General features: G+C 60.7%; 16 protein-coding genes. 13 read left to right on the top strand and 3 right to left on the bottom strand.

The window, feature by feature from the left end:
* Window position 1: 1 nt before the first annotated feature.
* From nadB to ACTJJW_RS08220, 3 genes are read left to right on the top strand one after another with little or no spacing between them, the layout of a single operon-like run.
* Complete coding sequence (nadB, locus tag ACTJJW_RS08230; protein ID WP_462643679.1) at window positions 2–1,585, top strand: L-aspartate oxidase; 1,584 nt, start codon at window positions 2–4, stop codon at window positions 1,583–1,585.
* The gene (nadC, locus tag ACTJJW_RS08225; protein ID WP_462643677.1) at window positions 1,582–2,439 is read left to right on the top strand and encodes a carboxylating nicotinate-nucleotide diphosphorylase; all 858 of its coding nucleotides are present in this window, start codon (window positions 1,582–1,584) and stop codon (window positions 2,437–2,439) included. The genes nadB and nadC overlap by 4 nt, the downstream gene beginning before the upstream one ends.
* A complete protein-coding gene (locus ACTJJW_RS08220; RefSeq protein ID WP_462643675.1) occupies window positions 2,439–3,686 on the top strand; it encodes a cysteine desulfurase family protein in 1,248 nt (415 codons plus the stop codon). The genes nadC and ACTJJW_RS08220 overlap by 1 nt, the downstream gene beginning before the upstream one ends.
* On the opposite strand, the gene ACTJJW_RS08215 is transcribed toward ACTJJW_RS08220, so the two are convergent.
* On the bottom strand, window positions 3,656–4,618 hold the full coding sequence (locus ACTJJW_RS08215; RefSeq protein WP_462643674.1) for a LysR family transcriptional regulator: 963 nt from the start codon (window positions 4,616–4,618) through the stop codon (window positions 3,656–3,658). The two genes, ACTJJW_RS08220 and ACTJJW_RS08215, sit on opposite strands and share 31 nt — an antisense overlap.
* A gap of 81 nt (window positions 4,619–4,699) precedes the next feature.
* Here ACTJJW_RS08215 and ACTJJW_RS08210 point away from each other — a divergent pair, with 81 nt between their 5' ends.
* The 5 genes from ACTJJW_RS08210 (at window position 4,700) to ACTJJW_RS08190 (ending at window position 9,399) form a co-directional block, all read left to right on the top strand.
* A complete protein-coding gene (locus ACTJJW_RS08210) occupies window positions 4,700–5,746 on the top strand; it encodes an aminotransferase class V-fold PLP-dependent enzyme (protein WP_462643672.1) in 1,047 nt (348 codons plus the stop codon).
* Between the two features lie 55 nt (window positions 5,747–5,801).
* Window positions 5,802–7,187, top strand: coding sequence for a glycine--tRNA ligase (locus ACTJJW_RS08205; protein ID WP_462643671.1), 1,386 nt, complete (start codon window positions 5,802–5,804; stop codon window positions 7,185–7,187).
* 388 nt (window positions 7,188–7,575) lie between these two features.
* Window positions 7,576–8,466, top strand: coding sequence for a hypothetical protein (locus tag ACTJJW_RS08200; RefSeq protein ID WP_462643670.1), 891 nt, complete (start codon window positions 7,576–7,578; stop codon window positions 8,464–8,466).
* A gap of 111 nt (window positions 8,467–8,577) precedes the next feature.
* The gene (locus tag ACTJJW_RS08195; RefSeq protein ID WP_462643668.1) at window positions 8,578–9,246 is read left to right on the top strand and encodes a DsbA family oxidoreductase; all 669 of its coding nucleotides are present in this window, start codon (window positions 8,578–8,580) and stop codon (window positions 9,244–9,246) included.
* A 3-nt stretch (window positions 9,247–9,249) separates the two neighbouring features.
* Window positions 9,250–9,399 carry a hypothetical protein gene (locus tag ACTJJW_RS08190; RefSeq protein ID WP_462643666.1) on the top strand — a complete coding sequence of 50 codons (150 nt, stop codon included), beginning with the start codon at window positions 9,250–9,252 and terminating at the stop codon, window positions 9,397–9,399.
* Window positions 9,400–9,443: 44 nt separating this feature from the next.
* Here the strand turns inward: ACTJJW_RS08190 and ACTJJW_RS08185 are convergent, their stop codons facing one another.
* Together ACTJJW_RS08185 and ACTJJW_RS08180 are read right to left on the bottom strand one after the other, a co-directional pair.
* Window positions 9,444–9,884, bottom strand: coding sequence for a hypothetical protein (locus ACTJJW_RS08185; RefSeq protein ID WP_462643664.1), 441 nt, complete (start codon window positions 9,882–9,884; stop codon window positions 9,444–9,446).
* Window positions 9,884–10,363 (bottom strand): aminoacyl-tRNA deacylase, encoded by a 480-nt coding sequence (locus tag ACTJJW_RS08180; RefSeq protein WP_462643662.1) that lies wholly within the window; start codon window positions 10,361–10,363, stop codon window positions 9,884–9,886. Before ACTJJW_RS08180 ends, ACTJJW_RS08185 begins: the two co-directional genes overlap by 1 nt.
* A gap of 15 nt (window positions 10,364–10,378) precedes the next feature.
* Here ACTJJW_RS08180 and dusB point away from each other — a divergent pair, with 15 nt between their 5' ends.
* From dusB to ACTJJW_RS08155, 5 genes are all read left to right on the top strand, one after another.
* Entirely contained in the window at window positions 10,379–11,587 is a 1,209-nt protein-coding gene (gene dusB, locus ACTJJW_RS08175) for a tRNA dihydrouridine synthase DusB (RefSeq protein ID WP_462643660.1), read from the top strand.
* A complete protein-coding gene (locus ACTJJW_RS08170) occupies window positions 11,577–12,821 on the top strand; it encodes a deoxyguanosinetriphosphate triphosphohydrolase (RefSeq protein WP_462643658.1) in 1,245 nt (414 codons plus the stop codon). The genes dusB and ACTJJW_RS08170 overlap by 11 nt, the downstream gene beginning before the upstream one ends.
* Before the next feature lie 32 nt (window positions 12,822–12,853).
* Window positions 12,854–14,791 carry a DNA primase gene (gene dnaG / locus ACTJJW_RS08165; RefSeq protein WP_462643656.1) on the top strand — a complete coding sequence of 646 codons (1,938 nt, stop codon included), beginning with the start codon at window positions 12,854–12,856 and terminating at the stop codon, window positions 14,789–14,791.
* A 163-nt stretch (window positions 14,792–14,954) separates the two neighbouring features.
* Entirely contained in the window at window positions 14,955–16,583 is a 1,629-nt protein-coding gene (locus ACTJJW_RS08160) for an ABC transporter substrate-binding protein (protein WP_462643654.1), read from the top strand.
* A gap of 109 nt (window positions 16,584–16,692) precedes the next feature.
* A complete protein-coding gene (locus ACTJJW_RS08155; protein ID WP_462643652.1) occupies window positions 16,693–17,787 on the top strand; it encodes an ABC transporter permease in 1,095 nt (364 codons plus the stop codon).
* Window position 17,788: the final 1 nt, after the last annotated feature.

Raw genomic sequence — 17,788 nt, 5'->3', positions numbered from 1 at the left:
TATGGCACGGGTCATTGTTGTCGGTACAGGAATCGCGGGGCTTATCACCGCCTACCGGGCGAGCGCACACCACGATGTGGTTCTTGTTACGAAGGCAGAGCTTGCGGAGAGCAACACCAAGTACGCGCAGGGCGGTATTGCTGCGGTGCTGTTCCCCGATGACTCGGTAGCCAGCCATGTCGCCGACACCATGCGTGCTGGCGCGGGCCTGTGCGAGCGGGATGCCGTTGAAGTGTTGTGCAGCGAAGGTCCGCTACGGGTGCAAGAACTCATCTCCCTCGGCGTGGAGTTCGACCGCATCAACAGCGGTGAGCTTGCCCGTGGTCACGAAGCCGCCCATTCCTCGCGTCGCGTCATCCACGCCGGTGGTGACGCGACCGGGCTCGCCATCGAAGTCGCGCTGTTGCGCGCCGTTCGCGCCCTCGCGGTGGAAACCTACGCGTACACGTTCATGCGCGATCTCGTCACTGAAACTGACGCTGACAGCAAACCCCGCGTCACGGGAATCGACGTCATTGCCCCCGACGGCAATTCGCGCGTGATCGACGGTGACATCGTGGTTCTCGCTAGCGGTGGTGCGGGCCAACTCTACAAGCACACAACGAACCCGTTCGTCACGACAGGTGATGGTGTGGCTGCCGCCTACCGCGCTGGTGCCGCACTCGCCGACGTTGAGTTCTTCCAGTTCCACCCGACCTCGCTTGCTGTACCCGGCAACCCGCTCGTTTCTGAAGCGGTGCGCGGAGAGGGGGCAACCCTGCTCGACGAACACGGCAAGCGCTTCATGTTTGATGTGCACCCCGATGGCGAACTCGCACCCCGCGACGTTGTTGCGCGTGGCATCGCTCGGGCAATGGAGAAACAGGGCGGTCGCCCAATCATGCTCGACGCCACCGCCCTCGGTGCCGAGTTCCTCGCCACGCGGTTCCCTGGCATCACCGAGGTGTGCGAGGAGCACGGTTTCGAATGGGGAACCCAGCCCATTCCTGTCACGCCAGCAGCTCACTACTGGATGGGCGGTATCCGCACCGACATCGACGGCCGCACGAGCGTTCGCGGACTCTATGCCGTCGGAGAAGCATCCTGCACCGGCGTGCACGGCGCAAACAGACTCGCATCCAACTCGCTGCTGGAGTCGTTGGTCTTTGCCTGGCGTGCAGCCGACGCGCTCAACGAACCCCAGCGCGCGATCGAGGTCGACGCGGTGGAGCCCCAGTTTGAGATCACCGGCAAGGATCCGTTCACTCGCGATCAGCTGCGTGAACTCATGTGGACCCACGTCGGTCTCGAACGCGATGCAACTCGACTCGAAGAAGCTGCCGCGATCCTGGCGAGTTGGCACTCCGAGGCAAAGACCGTTGAGGGTGCAGAGAATGCGAACCTGCTCGACCTCGCACGACTGGTTGTTGTCGCAGCCCTCCGCCGCACAGAGTCCCGCGGCGCTCACGAGCGCACCGATTACCCCGAGACGCGCGAAGAGCTCGCCTTCTCCACGCGCTGGGCTGCAGTCAACGTCGCAGGAGACTTCATTCCAGCAGAAGATCGAATTCCGGCAGAAGACCAAGCAGAAACGGCCACTCGATGAATCAACAGCTCGTCGACGACGTCATCCGTATGGCGCTCGCAGAGGATGCCCCGTGGGGTGACGTGACGAGCGAGGCGTTCGTGCCGGAGACTGCCGTGGCCACAGCGGTGCTCAACGCTCGTGAGCCCGGGGTTGCGAGCGGACTCGAGGTCTTTGCTCGCACCTTCATGCTCGTGGATGCTCAGGCCGAGGTCACTCTTCATGCCAGTGATGGGGACACTTTCACCGCAGGCCAGCAACTCGCTACCGTGTCAGGTAACGCACGCGCCGTGTTGCGGGCGGAGCGCATCGCTCTCAACCTCAGCCAGCGGATGTCGGGAATCGCTACGCAAACTGCGGCCTACGTCGCGCAGGCTGCTGGCACGCACGCGCGCATCGTTGATACTCGCAAGACGACGCCGGGGTTGCGCGCTCTCGAACGTCACGCCGTGCGCTGTGGTGGCGGACACAACCATCGCTTCAGCCTCTCGGATGCGGTGATGGCTAAGGACAACCACCTGGCGGTTCTCGCGGCCGAGGGAATCGACCTCGGTGAGGCTATTCGTCGTGCCCGTGCTCGCATCGGACACACCACGCACCTTGAGGTGGAGGTTGATCGCCTCGATCAGGTGGAGACGGTGGTGTCGGCTGGTGTCGACACGATCATGCTCGACAACTTTTCGCTCGAAGACCTGCGTTCCGGTGTTGCACTCGTTGCCGGTCGCGCAATCGTGGAAGCCAGTGGTGGAGTGAACCTCGACACTGTTGCCGCAATTGCCGCAACAGGGGTTGATGTGATCTCCGTCGGGGCGCTCACCCACAGTGTGCGTTCGCTCGACCTTGGTCTCGACATTGCGGTGAGTGCAGCAGCCTAATGATCTTTCTCGACTCCGCAGCAACCACGCCTGTGCGCCGCGAGGTGTTAGAGGCGATGTGGCCGTTTCTGACGGGTGATTTCGGTAACCCGTCGAGCCATCACGAGCTGGGGGAGTCCGCGAAGCGTGCCCTTGATGGTGCGCGCAAGAGTGTCGCAGCGGTGATGGGGTGTCGGGCATCCGATGTCGTCTTCACGTCTGGCGGTACCGAGTCAGACAACTTGGCTATCAAAGGGTTGGCGCTCGCTGAGCCGCGCGGACGCCACATTGTCACGAGCGCGATCGAACACGAAGCAGTGCTGGAGTCGGTTGACTACCTGAAGCGCATTCATGGCTTCGAGGTTTCGGTCGTGCCGGTAGATAGCGCGGGCCTCGTCGATCTGCAGCAGGTGGGCGAAGCACTTCGCCCCAGCACGACGCTCTGCACGATCATGTACGCCAATAACGAGGTGGGTGTCGTGCAGCCCATTGCGGCGATAGCCGAGTTATGTCGCGAGCACGCCATACCGATGCACACGGATGCCGTGCAGGCGGCAGGCTGGCTGTCTCTCGACCTTGCCGAGCTCGGCGTCGATGCGCTGAGCCTGTCAGGCCACAAGCTCGGTGCGCCCAAGGGCATTGGTGTGCTCATCGTCAAGGGCCGCCGCAGTCTCGAACCCGTGCTGCACGGGGGAGGCCAAGAGCGGGGCAAGCGTTCGGGCACCGAAAACGTTGCTGGCGCTGTCGGCTTTGCGCATGCCCTCGCGCTCGCGGAAAGTGACCGCCTAGAGCGAGCAGAGCGCACCTCACGACTGCGCGACGACTTTGTGGCCGATGTGCTGAGCCGAGTGCCGGATGCGATCCTCACTGGGCCCGCGCTGGCTGGGCCTTCTCTGGCTGAGCCTGCTCTGACTGCCGACGCCGACACGGGCGTTGATGCCAACGCCGCATCGGAGACAGTGGCACACACCAGCGCGTCCACGCCCCGACGACTCCCCAACAACGCGTCGTTCTGTTTCCCCGGCACGAGCGGCGAATCACTACTGCTGGAGCTGGGGCGCGCCGGAATCATCTGCTCAGCAGGCTCGGCCTGCGCAGTAGGCAGTGACGAGGTCTCTCATGTGCTCACCGCACTGGGCATCGAGGAGGCGATCGCTCAAACGGCCGTTCGCTTCAGCCTCAGCGGGGATACGACGGCCGAACAGCTCGCCACGGTTGCCGCCGAGATCGAGACCGCCTACCGCGCGGTTCGCTCGCTCTCGGGATAATCCCGTAGGCCCCACGCGGCTCCACCAAGCGCGGTGAGGGTCGCAATTGTTGTGGCGACACTCGGGATCCGGGTTGCCCCGGGCTGAATCACGTACTGAATAGTGCGCTCACTTGATGGCTGCGGAGCATGGATGCTCACGCCCTCGGGCAGCGTCAGTGACGACAGTGCCAGCTGGGGGAGTAGAGCAACACCCAAACCTCGGGAGACAAAGCTCAGCACGGCGAGAGCGTTATCCGTCTCCAACCCGATCTCAGGGGCGAAACCCTCAATGTTGCAGAGGGCAAGCAAGTGACCACGGCACAGCGTGCAGCCAGCAATCCAGGCATCATCAGCCAGATCGGCGAGGCTGACACTATCTGCCGACGCGAGAGGATGGCTGTCGGGCAGCACAAGCACAACAGGTTCCGTGAACAACGGCACCGTCGTATGGCCGCCATCGCGGGAGAGATGCGGGTCTGCTCGGTCTTCCGGATACGAGAACGTGATCGCCACATCCGCGGCCCCATCCCGCAGCAATTGCAGCGCCTGGGGTGGCTCAGCCTCCACATAATTCACCGTCAGATGTGGATGCTGCTGCCGCAGTTGACGGATCAGCCGCGGAATCAATGTCGATGACGCAGTCGGGAACGCCGCAATGCGCACTGTTCCACTCGACAGCCCGGCCAGTTCTGAGAGTTCGGCGCTCGCAGCATCCACCGCATTGAGCACCGTGACGGCATGGCTGGCTAGTGCTCGACCGGCTTCGGTGAGGCGCACTCCACGGCCGGAGCGAACGACGAGCGCGAGCCCAATGCGGGTCTGCGTGCGAGTGAGGTGCTGGCTGAGCGCTGGCTGGCTGTAGCCGAGCGTGCGGGCGGCTTCGCTAATGGTGCCGTGCTCGGAGATCGCGCGAACGATGCGCAGCGAGAGAAGGTCTGGAGTGGTGTCCATCGATCAAGCATAACCAAATATGATTGTTTATATCCCAAGCATGCCCTTGTCGCATGAATTTCACGAGAGCACTATGGAGACATGACATCACCGGCCCTGGCGCACGCGATCGCGAGCTTCGACAACACTCGCGGCTATCTCTCTGCCGCCACCATGGGATTACCGACGCGTGCTGCCGTCACCGCGATGACCGAGAAGCTACACCAGTGGGCAGCAGCGACCTGCAACCCGATGAACTACGACGACATCGTTGAGCGAACCCGCGGTCACTACGCGAGTCTCGTCGGCATCGATCACACCCGCGTTGCCATTGGCTCGCAAACCTCGGTGATGGCGTCTCTCATTGCCTGCTCGCTCCCGGCTGGCTCCGAAGTGCTGTGCGTCGAATCAGACTTCACCTCGATCGTGTTCCCGTTCTTGCAGCATCGCGACCTCGTCGTGCGCGCGGTGCCACTCGCCGAACTCGCCGACTCCGTGCGTGACAGCACGGCGCTCGTTGTGTTCTCGCTCATCCAATCGTGCAACGGCGCCGTCGCCGATGTTGAGGCCATCACCGCAGCGGCATCTCGTCACGGAGCCCGAACGCTGTGCGACGTCACCCAGGCTGCCGGTGTGTACCCGGTGGATGCCACCCAATTCGATGCGACCGTCTGCCACGCCTATAAGTGGTTATGCTCGCCTCGCGGCGTCGCGTTCCTCACGATTTCCGAGGATTTCGCGCAGCACATCACTCCCGTTCAGGCGGGCTGGTACGCCGGTGACGACGTATGGAACAGTGTCTACGGCACCGAGATGAACCTTGCGAAGAATGCGCGCCAGTTCGACGTTTCGCCCGCATGGCAAGCATGGGTGGGTGCCGAGCAGTCGATCGCGTTATTCGCCGACCTCGACATTGCCGAAGTGTGGGAGCACACCACACGCTTGGGCAACATGCTGTGCGACAAACTCGGAATCGAACGACAGAACCAAGCGATTGTGACCTGGCCGGATGAGAGTGGCACCGATCTGGCCAAGCTCGCGGCTGCTGGAATCACCGCTTCGGCTCGCGCCGGCCGGCTGCGCGCAGCATTCCACCTCTGGAATACGGAAGAAGACGTCGCTGCGGTTATCGCGGCGCTGCGTGTCTAGCTAAACTGGACACCCGCCGACCGTGCATCCAGCTCGGCTGACTATTGGAGTTTCTGTGGCTACGCCTAACCCCCTCGACGCCGTTATCAACCTCGCCAAGCGCCGAGGTTTCGTCTTCCAGTCGGGAGAGATCTACGGCGGTTCACGCTCAGCTTGGGACTACGGCCCGCTGGGAACCGCACTCAAAGAGAACATCAAAAAGCAGTGGTGGCAGACCATCGTTCAGGGCCGCGAAGATGTTGTTGGTCTTGACTCCGCAGTCATCCTGCCACGTAAGGTCTGGGAAGCATCCGGGCACGTGGAGGTCTTCTCTGACCCGCTCGTGGAGTCGCTGCACACCCATAAGCGTTACCGCGCCGACCACCTTCTCGAAGCGTACGAAGAGAAGCACGGTCACCCACCTGCTAACGGGCTTGCCGACATCCGCGACCCTGACACCGGTCAGCCCGGATCGTGGACCGAGCCGCAGAACTTCTCGGGCTTGCTGAAGACCTACCTCGGCCCTGTCGACAACGAAGAGGGCATGCACTACCTGCGTCCCGAGACTGCTCAGGGTATCTTCACCAACTTCGCCAACGTCATGGGCGCTGCGCGCATGAAGCCGCCGTTTGGTATCGGCCAGGTCGGAAAGTCGTTCCGTAACGAAATCACGCCAGGAAACTTCATTTTCCGCACGCGTGAGTTTGAGCAGATGGAGATGGAATTCTTTGTCGAGCCCGGCACGGATGAAGAGTGGCACCAGTACTGGATCGATGAATCCATGAAGTGGTACACCGACCTCGGCATCAACCCCGACAACCTGCGCTTCTACGAGCATGCTGAAGAGAAGCTCTCGCACTATTCCAAGCGCACTGTGGATGTCGAGTACCGTTTCCGCTTCGCTGGCAGCGAATGGGGCGAGCTCATGGGTATCGCTAACCGCACCGACTTTGACCTGCGCACGCACTCCGAAGCATCCGGTGCTGACCTGTCGTACTTCGATCAGGCCAAGGACGAGCGCTGGACACCGTACGTAATCGAGCCCGCGTTCGGACTCACCCGTGCACTCATGGCTTTCCTCATCGACGCGTATGCCGAAGATGAAGCGCCCAACGCCAAGGGCGGCGTTGATAAGCGCACTGTGCTGCGTCTCGACCGCCGTCTTTCGCCGGTGAAGGTTGCCGTTCTGCCGCTCTCGCGCAACGAACGCCTCTCGCCGCTCGCACGCAGTGTTGCAGCGGACCTGCGCAAGTTCTGGAATGTCGATTTCGACGATGCTGGCGCAATTGGTCGTCGCTACCGTCGTCAAGACGAAATCGGAACGCCGTTCTGCGTCACGATCGACTTCGATTCGCTCGACGATAACGCGGTAACGGTACGCGAGCGCGACACGATGGAACAGAAGCGCATGCCGCTGGAAGAACTGCGCGGCTACCTCGCCCAGGAGCTCATCGGCTGCTAACGCACCCCGATCACTCAGCCACACTTCAGCACTACACGAGCGGGTCCGAACAAGTTTCGGGCTCGCTTCTGCTGTGCGGGAATAGCGCGCGCGTCCCAGCAACGCTCCCGGTGCGCCAGCGCTCCCGCCCGCTCCCGCCCGCTCCCGCCCGCTCCCGCCCGCTCCCGCTCGCTCCCGCCCGCTCCCGTTACTGTTATCCCGGAAACTCAGGAAAACGGAGGGCGCAGGACTTTCAGCCTCGCTGAATACCGACAAGCGCTACAGCGATTCCACTAATTTCCTGAATTTCCGAAGCTGTCGGCTACTCCACAGCCGTAACACACGGGGTAAGTCCACCGATCAATGCTGCTTCTGATCGGCCGCTAACTTTCGCCTCGATGCTCTCTATATGACGGACATTCAGGCACTAGTCAACGGGCTGGGCGGACTCGCGCAGAAACGCCAGCTTGTGACTCGAGGTGCGCAAGACTGCGAATTGACCCGGGCGGTCAGGGATGGGGCGGTAGCGAGAGCGCGCCAAGGCTGGTACACAACGGTGGACCTCGCGGCACCGCGGGTGAGAGCGGTTCGAGTCGGCGGACGACTGACCGGGATATCCGCCATCAGCGACTGGGGCGGTTGGGTTCTTGGAGAGCACCCGCTTCACGTTTCGGTTCCGCAGAACGCGGCGCGATTGCGCAATCAGTGGAACCGAAAGAAACTAATTGGGGCGCGCCGCGGAGTGCGTCTGCATTGGGATCCGCCATTCAGCGGCGAACGCGGATCTGTCTGGCACGTCGGTCTGGCTGAGGCCCTTCGGAGAGTGGTGGTAGACGAGGATCTCGAGACAGCGGTTGCTGCTATCGATTGGGCACTGTACACGGCGCGGATTGACCACTTCGACTTCGAGCAGTTGATCCTCAGCCTGCCTCGTCACAAACGGTGGATCAGGTCGTGGGTGGATGGCAGGTGCGAAAGCCTTCCGGAAAGCCTCGCACGCACGCGATTGAGGCTTGCTGGTCACACCGTTGAGATTCAGGTCGCCGTCGGGAATAAGCGAATAGATATGGTTATTGACAATATTGTCGGACTCGAGATCAACGGGAAACAGTTTCATGCGCACACCTTCGAAGAAGACCACCTGAAAAGCATCGAGATCACGATCGTTGGTTTTCACGCGATGAGCGTGAGCGCAAAAATGGTGTTCACCCAGTGGGACCTCTTCTCCCGAGCGGTCAGGATGGCGCTGGCATCCCACGCCCCGCGCAACTTCGGAAATTCAGGAATTTCGTCCGGATGAGGTGCAGGACACCTGTGCTATCAGGCGCGCACAGCCGCACTTGGCGGGGATTCCTGAATTTTCGATTGGAGCGGCGGGGAATACCTATAGCTGCGGGGTGTTGAGATCACAGTGAATGAAACTGCTGCAACTGCGAACGAGCCCGTAAAAATCGACATCTGGTCTGATGTTCAGTGCCCTTGGTGCTACATCGGAAAGCGACGGTTCGAAGCCGCAATCGAAAGCTCGGGCGTTGCGGTCAAGATCGAGTACCACTCCTTTGAGCTCGCACCAGACACCCCTGTTGAGTACGAAGGCACCCCGATTCAGTTCTTGAGCGAGCGCAAAGGCTTGCCAATGCCGCAGGTCGAAGAGATGCTCACTCGTGTGACCGATATTGCGACGAGCCTGGGGCTCGACTACGACTACGAGCACATCCACCAGACCAATACGGTCAAAGCTCATGAACTTCTGCACTACGCCAAGGCTCAGGGCCGCCAGCTTGAGATGAAAGAGCGCCTGCTCGACGCCTACTTCATCAAGACCGAGCATGTCGGCCGCATCGAGGATCTCGCGGATATCGCGGCATCCATTGGCTTCGACCGCGACGAAGTGATTCGCGTTCTCGAGTCGAGCGAATACCTGCCCGCAGTGAAGGCAGACATGGAAGTTGCCATGCAATATGGCATCCAGGGTGTGCCATTCTTCGTGATTGACGGCAAATATGGGGTTTCGGGCGCGCAAGAAAGTGAAACTTTCGCTAACGTTCTCACACAGGTACTTACCGAAAGAGATGCATAACCCATGGACGCCGTAACGAAGCCCATCCCGACCTTCGATCTACAGCAGGTCGGTGACCCCAATGTTGGTGTTTGCGAGGGTGACGCATGCGTCGTTGACGACCACCGCTCTCAAGCCTTCGTCAACCGCCAGATCGACGAAGGACTCGTTTAGTCGCTGATTGTGGCGCCGGACTCGCGTGGGTTCGTAAACCAGCGTTAGCCGACGAAGCCTCTGTTCGCCCATTCGATGATTTCTGTTGCGGTCGAGTGAGGGGGAGCAGCCCGCGCGACTCTTGAGGGCACGTGCGTAAGGGGCACAGTCGTGGGGCGATCCGGAAGTGATGCATGCTGCCCATCAGGCGCAGTGAACCGCTTGTTCACGAGCGCTCCCAGGACGGCACCGACGCCGAATCCGAGCGGAAGCAGCAGCAGGTACCCCGTCGGATCCGCTTCCGCCACCGTGCCGAGCGCCAGGGTCGAAGCCACGCCGACCACAGCCCCGATCGTGATGGCGACCCACCATCGCTGAAGTTTTGTATTTGTGGCATCCCACTCTCGCTGGGCGCGAAGCTGCGTAATTGCTTCGTCTCGCGGTGCCATGCTTACCCACGTGCGACCTTCGAAGCGGAAGACATTGGGGTGATTGTCGAGTGCCACTAGTTTGTTGACCCTTCGATAGTGATGTCGGCGATGGTCGCGTCGAGGCCACCGATGAGGTCATCGGTGTGAACCCACGCGGCATAGCCGTGGTCTCCTGAACCCATCGAGACTCGCTTGCCAGTGATGCGTTCGTCAGCGAACACGGGCCAGGCGGTGCTGCTGCCGAGTGGGGTGATGGTGCCGCGCGCAAACCCGGTGGCTTCGAGGGCAAGTTCGGCTTCGGGCATCCGGAGCTTATTGACGCCGACGACGGCACGCAGTTTGGGCCACGATATTTGGCGATCACCAGGCACGAGGGCAAAAAGGTAGCTGCCATCGCTGCGTTTGATGACAAGCGACTTCACGATCTCGGCTGGCGTGATGCCCAAGAGCTCAGCGGCGTGCTCGAGCGACTGTGCTGGCGGACGTTCGACGATTTCGATCGGGATTCCACGGCGTTCGGCATCGTCGCGAACGCGGTCGGTTCCTGCCGTCATTCGGGGCCTCCCGGTATGTGCGGCGTCGGATCAGGCGCGCCGTGGGACAATTACTGTGTGACCATTCTTGCCCCTGCCGACCCGCGTGTCGCGCCACAGCTATCTATTGGGCGTCTTGAGCTCGACGTACCCGTCGTTCTGGCGCCCATGGCGGGCATCACCAACACCGCTTTTCGGCGTTTGTGCCGCGAATATGGTGCGGGGTTGTATGTCAGCGAAATGATCACGAGCCGCGCGCTGGTTGAGCGCACGCCCGAAAGCATGCGGCTGATCACGCACCACGAATCCGAAACGACGCGCAGCATCCAACTGTATGGTGTCGACCCTAAGACGGTCTCTGAGGCCGTGACGATGCTGGTGGCCGAAGACCGTGCCGACCACATTGATTTGAACTTTGGATGCCCCGTGCCCAAGGTCACTCGCAAGGGTGGGGGAGCGGCTCTCCCGTGGAAGATCGACTTGTTCCGCGACATCGTTGAGGGCGCTGTTAAGGCCGCCGGCGACGTGCCGCTGACGATCAAGATGCGCAAGGGCATTGACTCTGACCATTTGACCTATCTGGAGGCTGCCCGCGTTGGCGCTGGGGCTGGTGTTGCCAGCATTGCACTGCACGCACGCACGGCCGCAGAGTTCTACTCGGGCACGGCTGACTGGTCGGCTATCGAGAAACTCAAGAACACGATCACCGATACCCCCATCCTCGGCAACGGTGACATTTGGAGTGCAGCGGATGCACTCCGCATGGTCGATGAGACCGGATGCGACGGGGTTGTTGTCGGTCGCGGTTGCCTTGGTCGTCCGTGGCTTTTCGGTGACCTCGCCGCCGCTTTCCGTGGTGAAACCCTCAAGGCGGAGCCAACACTTGGCCAGGTTGCGGCCGCGTTCAAGCGGCACGCAGAGTTGCTCGTCGAGTTCTTTGGCGAAGAGGATCGTGCCTGCCGCGACATCCGCAAGCATGTCGCGTGGTATTTCAAGGGCTATGCGGTCGGTGGCGAATTGCGTGCCGGAATGGCAACGGTTCAGTCTCTGGCGCAACTCGATGACCTTCTCGGCCAGCTTGACTGGTCGCAGCAATATCCGGGTGCTGATGCCGAAGGTCAGCGTGGTCGCGCTGGCACCCCTAAGAAGCCGTCGCTTCCGCAGGGTTGGCTCGATAGCCGCGAGCTGCAGGAGATGCACCGTAGCGAACTCAACCAAGCAGAATTGAGCACCAGTGGCGGCTAAGGGCTACACCGAGGCCGACGCAGAGCGTTGGTTCCCCGAGCAGCACTCGAGTCGTCGTAGCGATTTTGCGCGCGATCGTGCGCGGGTGTTGCACTCGAGTGCCCTCCGCCGCCTTGCTGCGAAGACGCAGGTTTTGAGCCCCACGATGGGCACCGACTTTGCCCGCAACCGTCTGACGCACTCTCTTGAGGTTGCGCAGGTCGGCCGCGAGTTGGCCGACAGTCTGGGTCTCGACCCCGATGTGGTCGACACTGCGTGCCTCTCGCACGACATCGGGCATCCGCCGTTCGGGCACAACGGTGAGCGCGCGCTCAATGAGTGGGCGGATGACATTGGCGGCTTCGAGGGTAATGCCCAGACCCTGCGACTGCTGACCCGCATCGAACCCAAGGTGTTTGGCCCTGAGGGCAAGAGCTACGGCCTCAACCTCACTAGGGCAAGCTTGGATGCGAGCACCAAGTACCCCTGGCCGAGCGCTCAGGGCATTCCTGACCCCAGTGGTCGCAGCAAATACGGGTTCTTCGACGACGACACAGCAGCCTTCGAATGGCTGCGTTCGGGCGCCCCCGACCGTCAGCGCTGTATCGAAGCGCAAGTCATGGATCTGTCCGACGACATCGCCTATTCGGTGCATGACTTCGAGGATGCGATTGTTGGCGATTTTATTGACGTCACCGCGCTGGGCGCCCGCGTCAACCACGACGACCTCGTGAAGTCGATGTTCGAGTGGATTGGAGGCGAGTTCACGCACGAGGAACTCATCGCGGCCTTTGACCGTCTTGATCTTCTCGAGCCGTGGATTGACCAGTGGGATGGCAGCCGTGCAGCCCACGGCCTCCTCAAGAACCTCACGAGCCAGCTCATCGGTCGCTTCGCTGGAGCGGCTGTTCAGGCCACACGCGAAGCCCACCCCACCGTCGCCCTTGCCCGTTTCGGCGGAAGTCTCATCGTGCCTCACGAGATCCAGGCCGAGATCGCCGTGCTCAAGGGAATCGTCGCCGCATTCGTGATGTCAACAAACGCTCGTCGACCGATCTACCAACAGCAGCGTGACGTGCTCACTGAACTCGCCGATGTTCTGCTGTGGACAGGCCCGAGCAACCTCGATTCCGGGTTCACTGCCGATTGGAATTCCGCTGAGAATGATCACCAGCGCAAGCGCGCAGTAGTAGATCAGGTGGCTAGCCTCACGGATCAGTCCGCAATGGCGTGGCATACACGGCTAGTTGGCTAGAGTCACCGGCCGGTGAGCCTACAATTACGAATGTGGCTGGCCTGATCAAAAGAAGCGATATCGACGAGGTGCGTTCGCGCACTAACCTCGCCGATATCGTTGGCGACTATGTCACTCTCAAGAGTGCGGGTTCCGGCTCGATGAAGGGCCTGTGTCCTTTCCACGAAGAGCGCAGCCCCAGCTTCCATGTTCGACCGCAGGTGGGTTTCTACCACTGCTTCGGATGCGGTGAAGGCGGCGACGTTTTCACGTTCCTGCAGCGCATGGACCACGTCTCATTCTCCGAAGCTGTTGAGCGCCTTGCTGGCCGCATCAGCTATGAGCTGCACTATGAGGATGGCGGCGCGGCAACTGATCACGGCAACCGCGCACGCATCCTCGCTGCCAATCAGGCGGCATCCGACTTTTTCGTCGCCCAACTAGCGACCCCTGAGGCAGAACCCGGGCGCAGCTTCTTGGGAGAGCGCGGGTTCGACCAGTCGGCAGCCGAGCGATTCGGTATCGGTTTTGCGCCCCGCGGCGGTTCCCTCACGAAGCACCTGAATACACTCGGCTTTACCTCTGACGAACTTGTGGTCGCAGGTCTCATAGGCAAGGGGGAGCGCGGCGACTATTACGACAGGTTCCGTGGGCGTCTGGTGTGGCCGATTCGCGATGTCACTGGCCAAACTCTTGGCTTTGGTGCGCGTCGCTTGCTCGATGACGACAAGGGCCCCAAGTACCTCAATACGCCCGAGACTCCCGTTTATCACAAGAGCCAGGTGCTCTATGGGCTCGACCTCGCCAAGAAAGACATTTCTCGCAGCAAGCAGATCGTTGTTGTTGAGGGCTATACGGATGTCATGGCCTGCCATCTTGCCGGCGTCACGACCGCTGTTGCTACCTGTGGCACCGCGTTCGGTGTCGACCACATCAAGATCGTTCGACGGATGATCGGCGACTACGACAATGCGGACACCACCGCCACCGGCGAAGTGATTTTCACTTTCGACCCGGATGAGGCGGGCCAGAAGGCCGCGAACCGTGCGTTCGCCGAAGAGCACCGTTTCGCCGCACAAACGTTCGTTGCGGTGGCCTCTGACGGTCTCGATCCTTGCGACCTTCGGCTCAAAAAGGGCGATGGTGCTGTTCGTCGTCTTGTCAGCACGCGCAAGCCCATGTTTGAGTTCAAGATTCGCCGTGAGTTGGCCGTGCACGATCTCGAGACCGTTGAGGGTCGCGTAGCTGCTTTGCGCGCCGCAGCGCCGGTCGTCGCGGGCATTCGTGATCAGGCACTCGGTATTGGCTATGTGCGCAGTGTCGCTGGCTGGCTCGGCATGGAACCCAGCGAGGTTCAGAGCGCGGTGACGTCGGCAAAGCGTCAGGCGCCCAGCGCTGGTCCGGCAGCAGCGTCGTCGACTTCCGGCTCCGGCCCCGGTGCTGGCTCTGGCTCTGGCTCGGGCGTAGGAAGTCGCCCTGGCTCAGCGGCTGCGGCACCGGAGCTGGCGCACGAGCAGGGTCCGTCGATCATGGGCCTTAAGACTGATGCCACTACGCGCCTTGAGCGCGACGCGCTTATGGCTGTGCTGCAGCATCCGGATGTCGTCGGTGACGAGCTCATCCGTAAGCTCACCCAGATAGCGTTTGCCGATAACACTCTTGCGGTAGTTCGCGATGCGATTGCGTCGCAGGTTGAGAGTGCGCTGCTGCCAGGCTGGGCATCAGCGGTCGCGGACGAGGTACCTCAGTCGTTCTCGACATTCGTCAAGCAACTGAGTGTTGCGCCGATTCCTGAGCGCGAAGACCGCATCCCGGTGTACTGCGTTCAAGTGACAACTGATCTGGTTGAGCGGGACCTATTGCGCCAAAAACGTGAGCTTCTTGGGGTACTGCAACGCATGGATCGGGAGAGCGATCCAGCCCGCTATGTGCAGACTCAACGTGACCTCATGAGGATCGAAGCAGAGCGTCGTGCCCTGCGCGAGGACTAGCAGTTTTACTCACTTGGTTGCGTTCGTGTAAACATCGTTCATTTGGATGCCAACAACGTTGAGCTTGCCCGTCACTTTGTGTTTCTATTGGAAAACTACGATGCGCGGCGCCTACAAACGCGCCGTCGCATTTTCTGCACGCAACAGGAAGAGGTAGACGGATATGACATCCGCATCCAAGAACAGCAAGCGAATCCTTGCTGTAGTTGCCGGTTCAGCAGCGTTCGCGCTCGCTTTGACTGGCTGCCAAGCTGGAGGAGACTCCTCCAGCGGTGGCGGTTCTGAGTCGCTTATCGTGGGCACGACTGACAAGGTCACGTTCCTCGACCCGGCCGGTTCATACGACAACGGTTCGTTTGCACTGATGAACCAAGTTTTCCCGTTCCTGCTCAACTCCCCGCTGGGCACCTCCGATGTTGAACCTGACATCGCAGAGTCGGCGGAGTACACGAGCGACGACGAGTACACGGTTGTGCTCAAGTCGGGCCTCAAGTTCGCCAACGGCAACGACCTCACGTCTTCTGACGTGAAGTTCAGCTTCGATCGTCAGGTCGCTATTGCTGACGAAAACGGCCCTGCCGTTCTTCTCGGCAACATTGACAGCGTTGAAGCCGTCGACGAGACCACAGTCATATTCCACTTGAAGAATGGCAACGACCAGACGTTCGCACAGATCCTGTCGAGCCCTGCTGCGCCGATCGTTGACGAAGATGTATTCGCAGCAGACGCCGTTACCCCCGACGCTGACATCGTCGACGGCAACGCATTTGCTGGCCAGTACGTTATCGACAGCTACGACTTCAACAACATCGTTGCGTTCAAGTCCAACCCTGAGTACCAGGGCGTGCTTGGCGCTGCAGCGACCGATAGCATCACGCTCAAGTATTACACCGACGCTTCGAACCTGAAGCTCGATGTACAAGAGGGCAACATTGATGTCGCGCACCGTAGCCTTTCGGCTACCGACGTTGCGGACCTCGAAGGCAATGACAACGTCAATGTCGTCGTAGGCCCTGGTGGAGAGATCCGCTACATCGTGTTCAACTTCGACACCCAGCCCTTCGGTGCTGCGACTCCTGAAGCTGACGAAGCAAAGTCTCTTGCAGTTCGTGGAGCCGTTGCTGACCTCATCAACCGTCAGGAAATCTCAGACCAGGTTTATAAAGGCACCTACCTGCCGTTGTACTCCTACGTTCCCGACGGACTGACCGGCGCAACTGAGGTTCTCAAGGACCTTTACGGCGACGGTGAGGGCGGACCAAGCACCGAAGCAGCGCAGAAGCGTCTTGCGGATGCCGGTGTTGAGACTCCTGTGACGCTCAACTTGCAGTACAACCCAGACCACTACGGTGAGTCCTCGGGTGACGAGTACGCGCTTGTTGAGAGCCAGCTTGAGGTCGAGGGAATCTTCGACGTCAACCTGCAGTCGACTGAGTGGGTCACGTACGCCAAGGAGCGCACGGCAGATGCTTACCCCGCGTACCAGCTGGGTTGGTTCCCTGACTACTCCGACGCTGACAACTACCTGACCCCGTTCTTCGGTGATGGTAACTTCCTCGGCAACCACTACGCGGATGCTGAAGTCAACGATCTGATCGTGGCTCAGGCAACCGAACTCGACCCTGCCGTGCGTGAGGGAATGATCGAGGAAATCCAGGCGAAGGTTGCGGCTCAGCTGTCGACCGTACCGTTCCTTCAGGGAGCGCAGATCGCTGTAACAGGCAAGGACGTCACCGGAGCTACGCTCGACGGTTCGTTCAAGTTCCGCTACGGCAGCTTGGCAAAAAACTAGGGGTAATTCGCCCCAGTTAGGCCTTTGTCTAACGTTGTGACGAATAGGGGGTGACCCACACACAATGTGGGTCACCCCCTCGTCTTCATTCTCTGCACGATAGGTAGGTATGTCGCAGTTTGCTTCCGCCGTGATCGATCCGGCACCGTCTCCAACGCCCACCCGGCGTCCTCGGGGGATTACAAATCCTCTTGCTCGTTTTCTTATCGTCCGTTTCCTTCTCATTTTTCCGACCGTGTTCATCCTCGTAACGATGGTGTTCGTATTGATGCGGTCGATCGGTGATCCCATCACCGCGGCGCTCGGTGGCCGTCTGACTGCCGCTCAGCTTGCAGAACGTATTAGTTCGGCCGGTTATGACCGCCCGATTCTGGTCCAGTACTTTGAGTACCTGGGGCAGATCTTTACTGGCAACTTCGGTACGGCGATCACCGATGGTCGCCCGGTCTCAGAACTTCTCGTGACCTACGGAAGTGCCACTCTTGAGCTCGCGTCATACGCGATTCTGGTTGCGCTGATCGTTGGTATCCCGCTGGGAATGGTTGCGGCATACTTCCGGGATAAGTGGCCAGACGCAGTGCTGCGTGTCGCCGCGATCCTCGCCTACGCCACCCCGGTTTTCTTCGCCGGGCTGCTTCTCAAGCTGGTATTCGCTGTGTGGCTCAAGGTGTTGCCGGTCGCGGGCCGCGCATCCACTCGCACCGAATTGCAACTCACCACTCTCGACAACAAGTCGGGAATCTACCTGATTGACGCGATCCGTTTGGGGAGTCCGGCGGCAATCGGAGACGTACTCTCTCACGCGGTGCTGCCCGGCCTCGCCCTCGGCCTGCTTACGGCAGGCATCTTCATGCGTCTGGTCCGCACGAACGTCATCGGCTCGCTGTCGATGGACTATGTGGATGCCGCTCGCTCACGTGGCGTTAGCGAATTCCGTCTCGTGCGCAAGCACGCCTACAAGCCTGCGCTCATCCCGATAATTACGGTAATCGGTTTGCAGATCGCGCTCTTGCTTGGAGGCGCGGTGCTGACGGAAACCACCTTCGAATGGAAGGGTCTCGGTTTCAAGCTCGTCGAGTATCTGGGCGCTCGTGACTTTGTTGCGGTGCAGGGCATTGTTGTGCTGCTGGCCGTGATCGTTGCGCTCACCAACTTCATCGTCGACATAATTGCGGCGATCATCGACCCGAGAGTGAGGTACTAAT

Source organism: Rhodoglobus galactosidasius (genome assembly GCF_054957775.1).
This window is presented reverse-complemented; position numbering and strand designations above follow the sequence as displayed.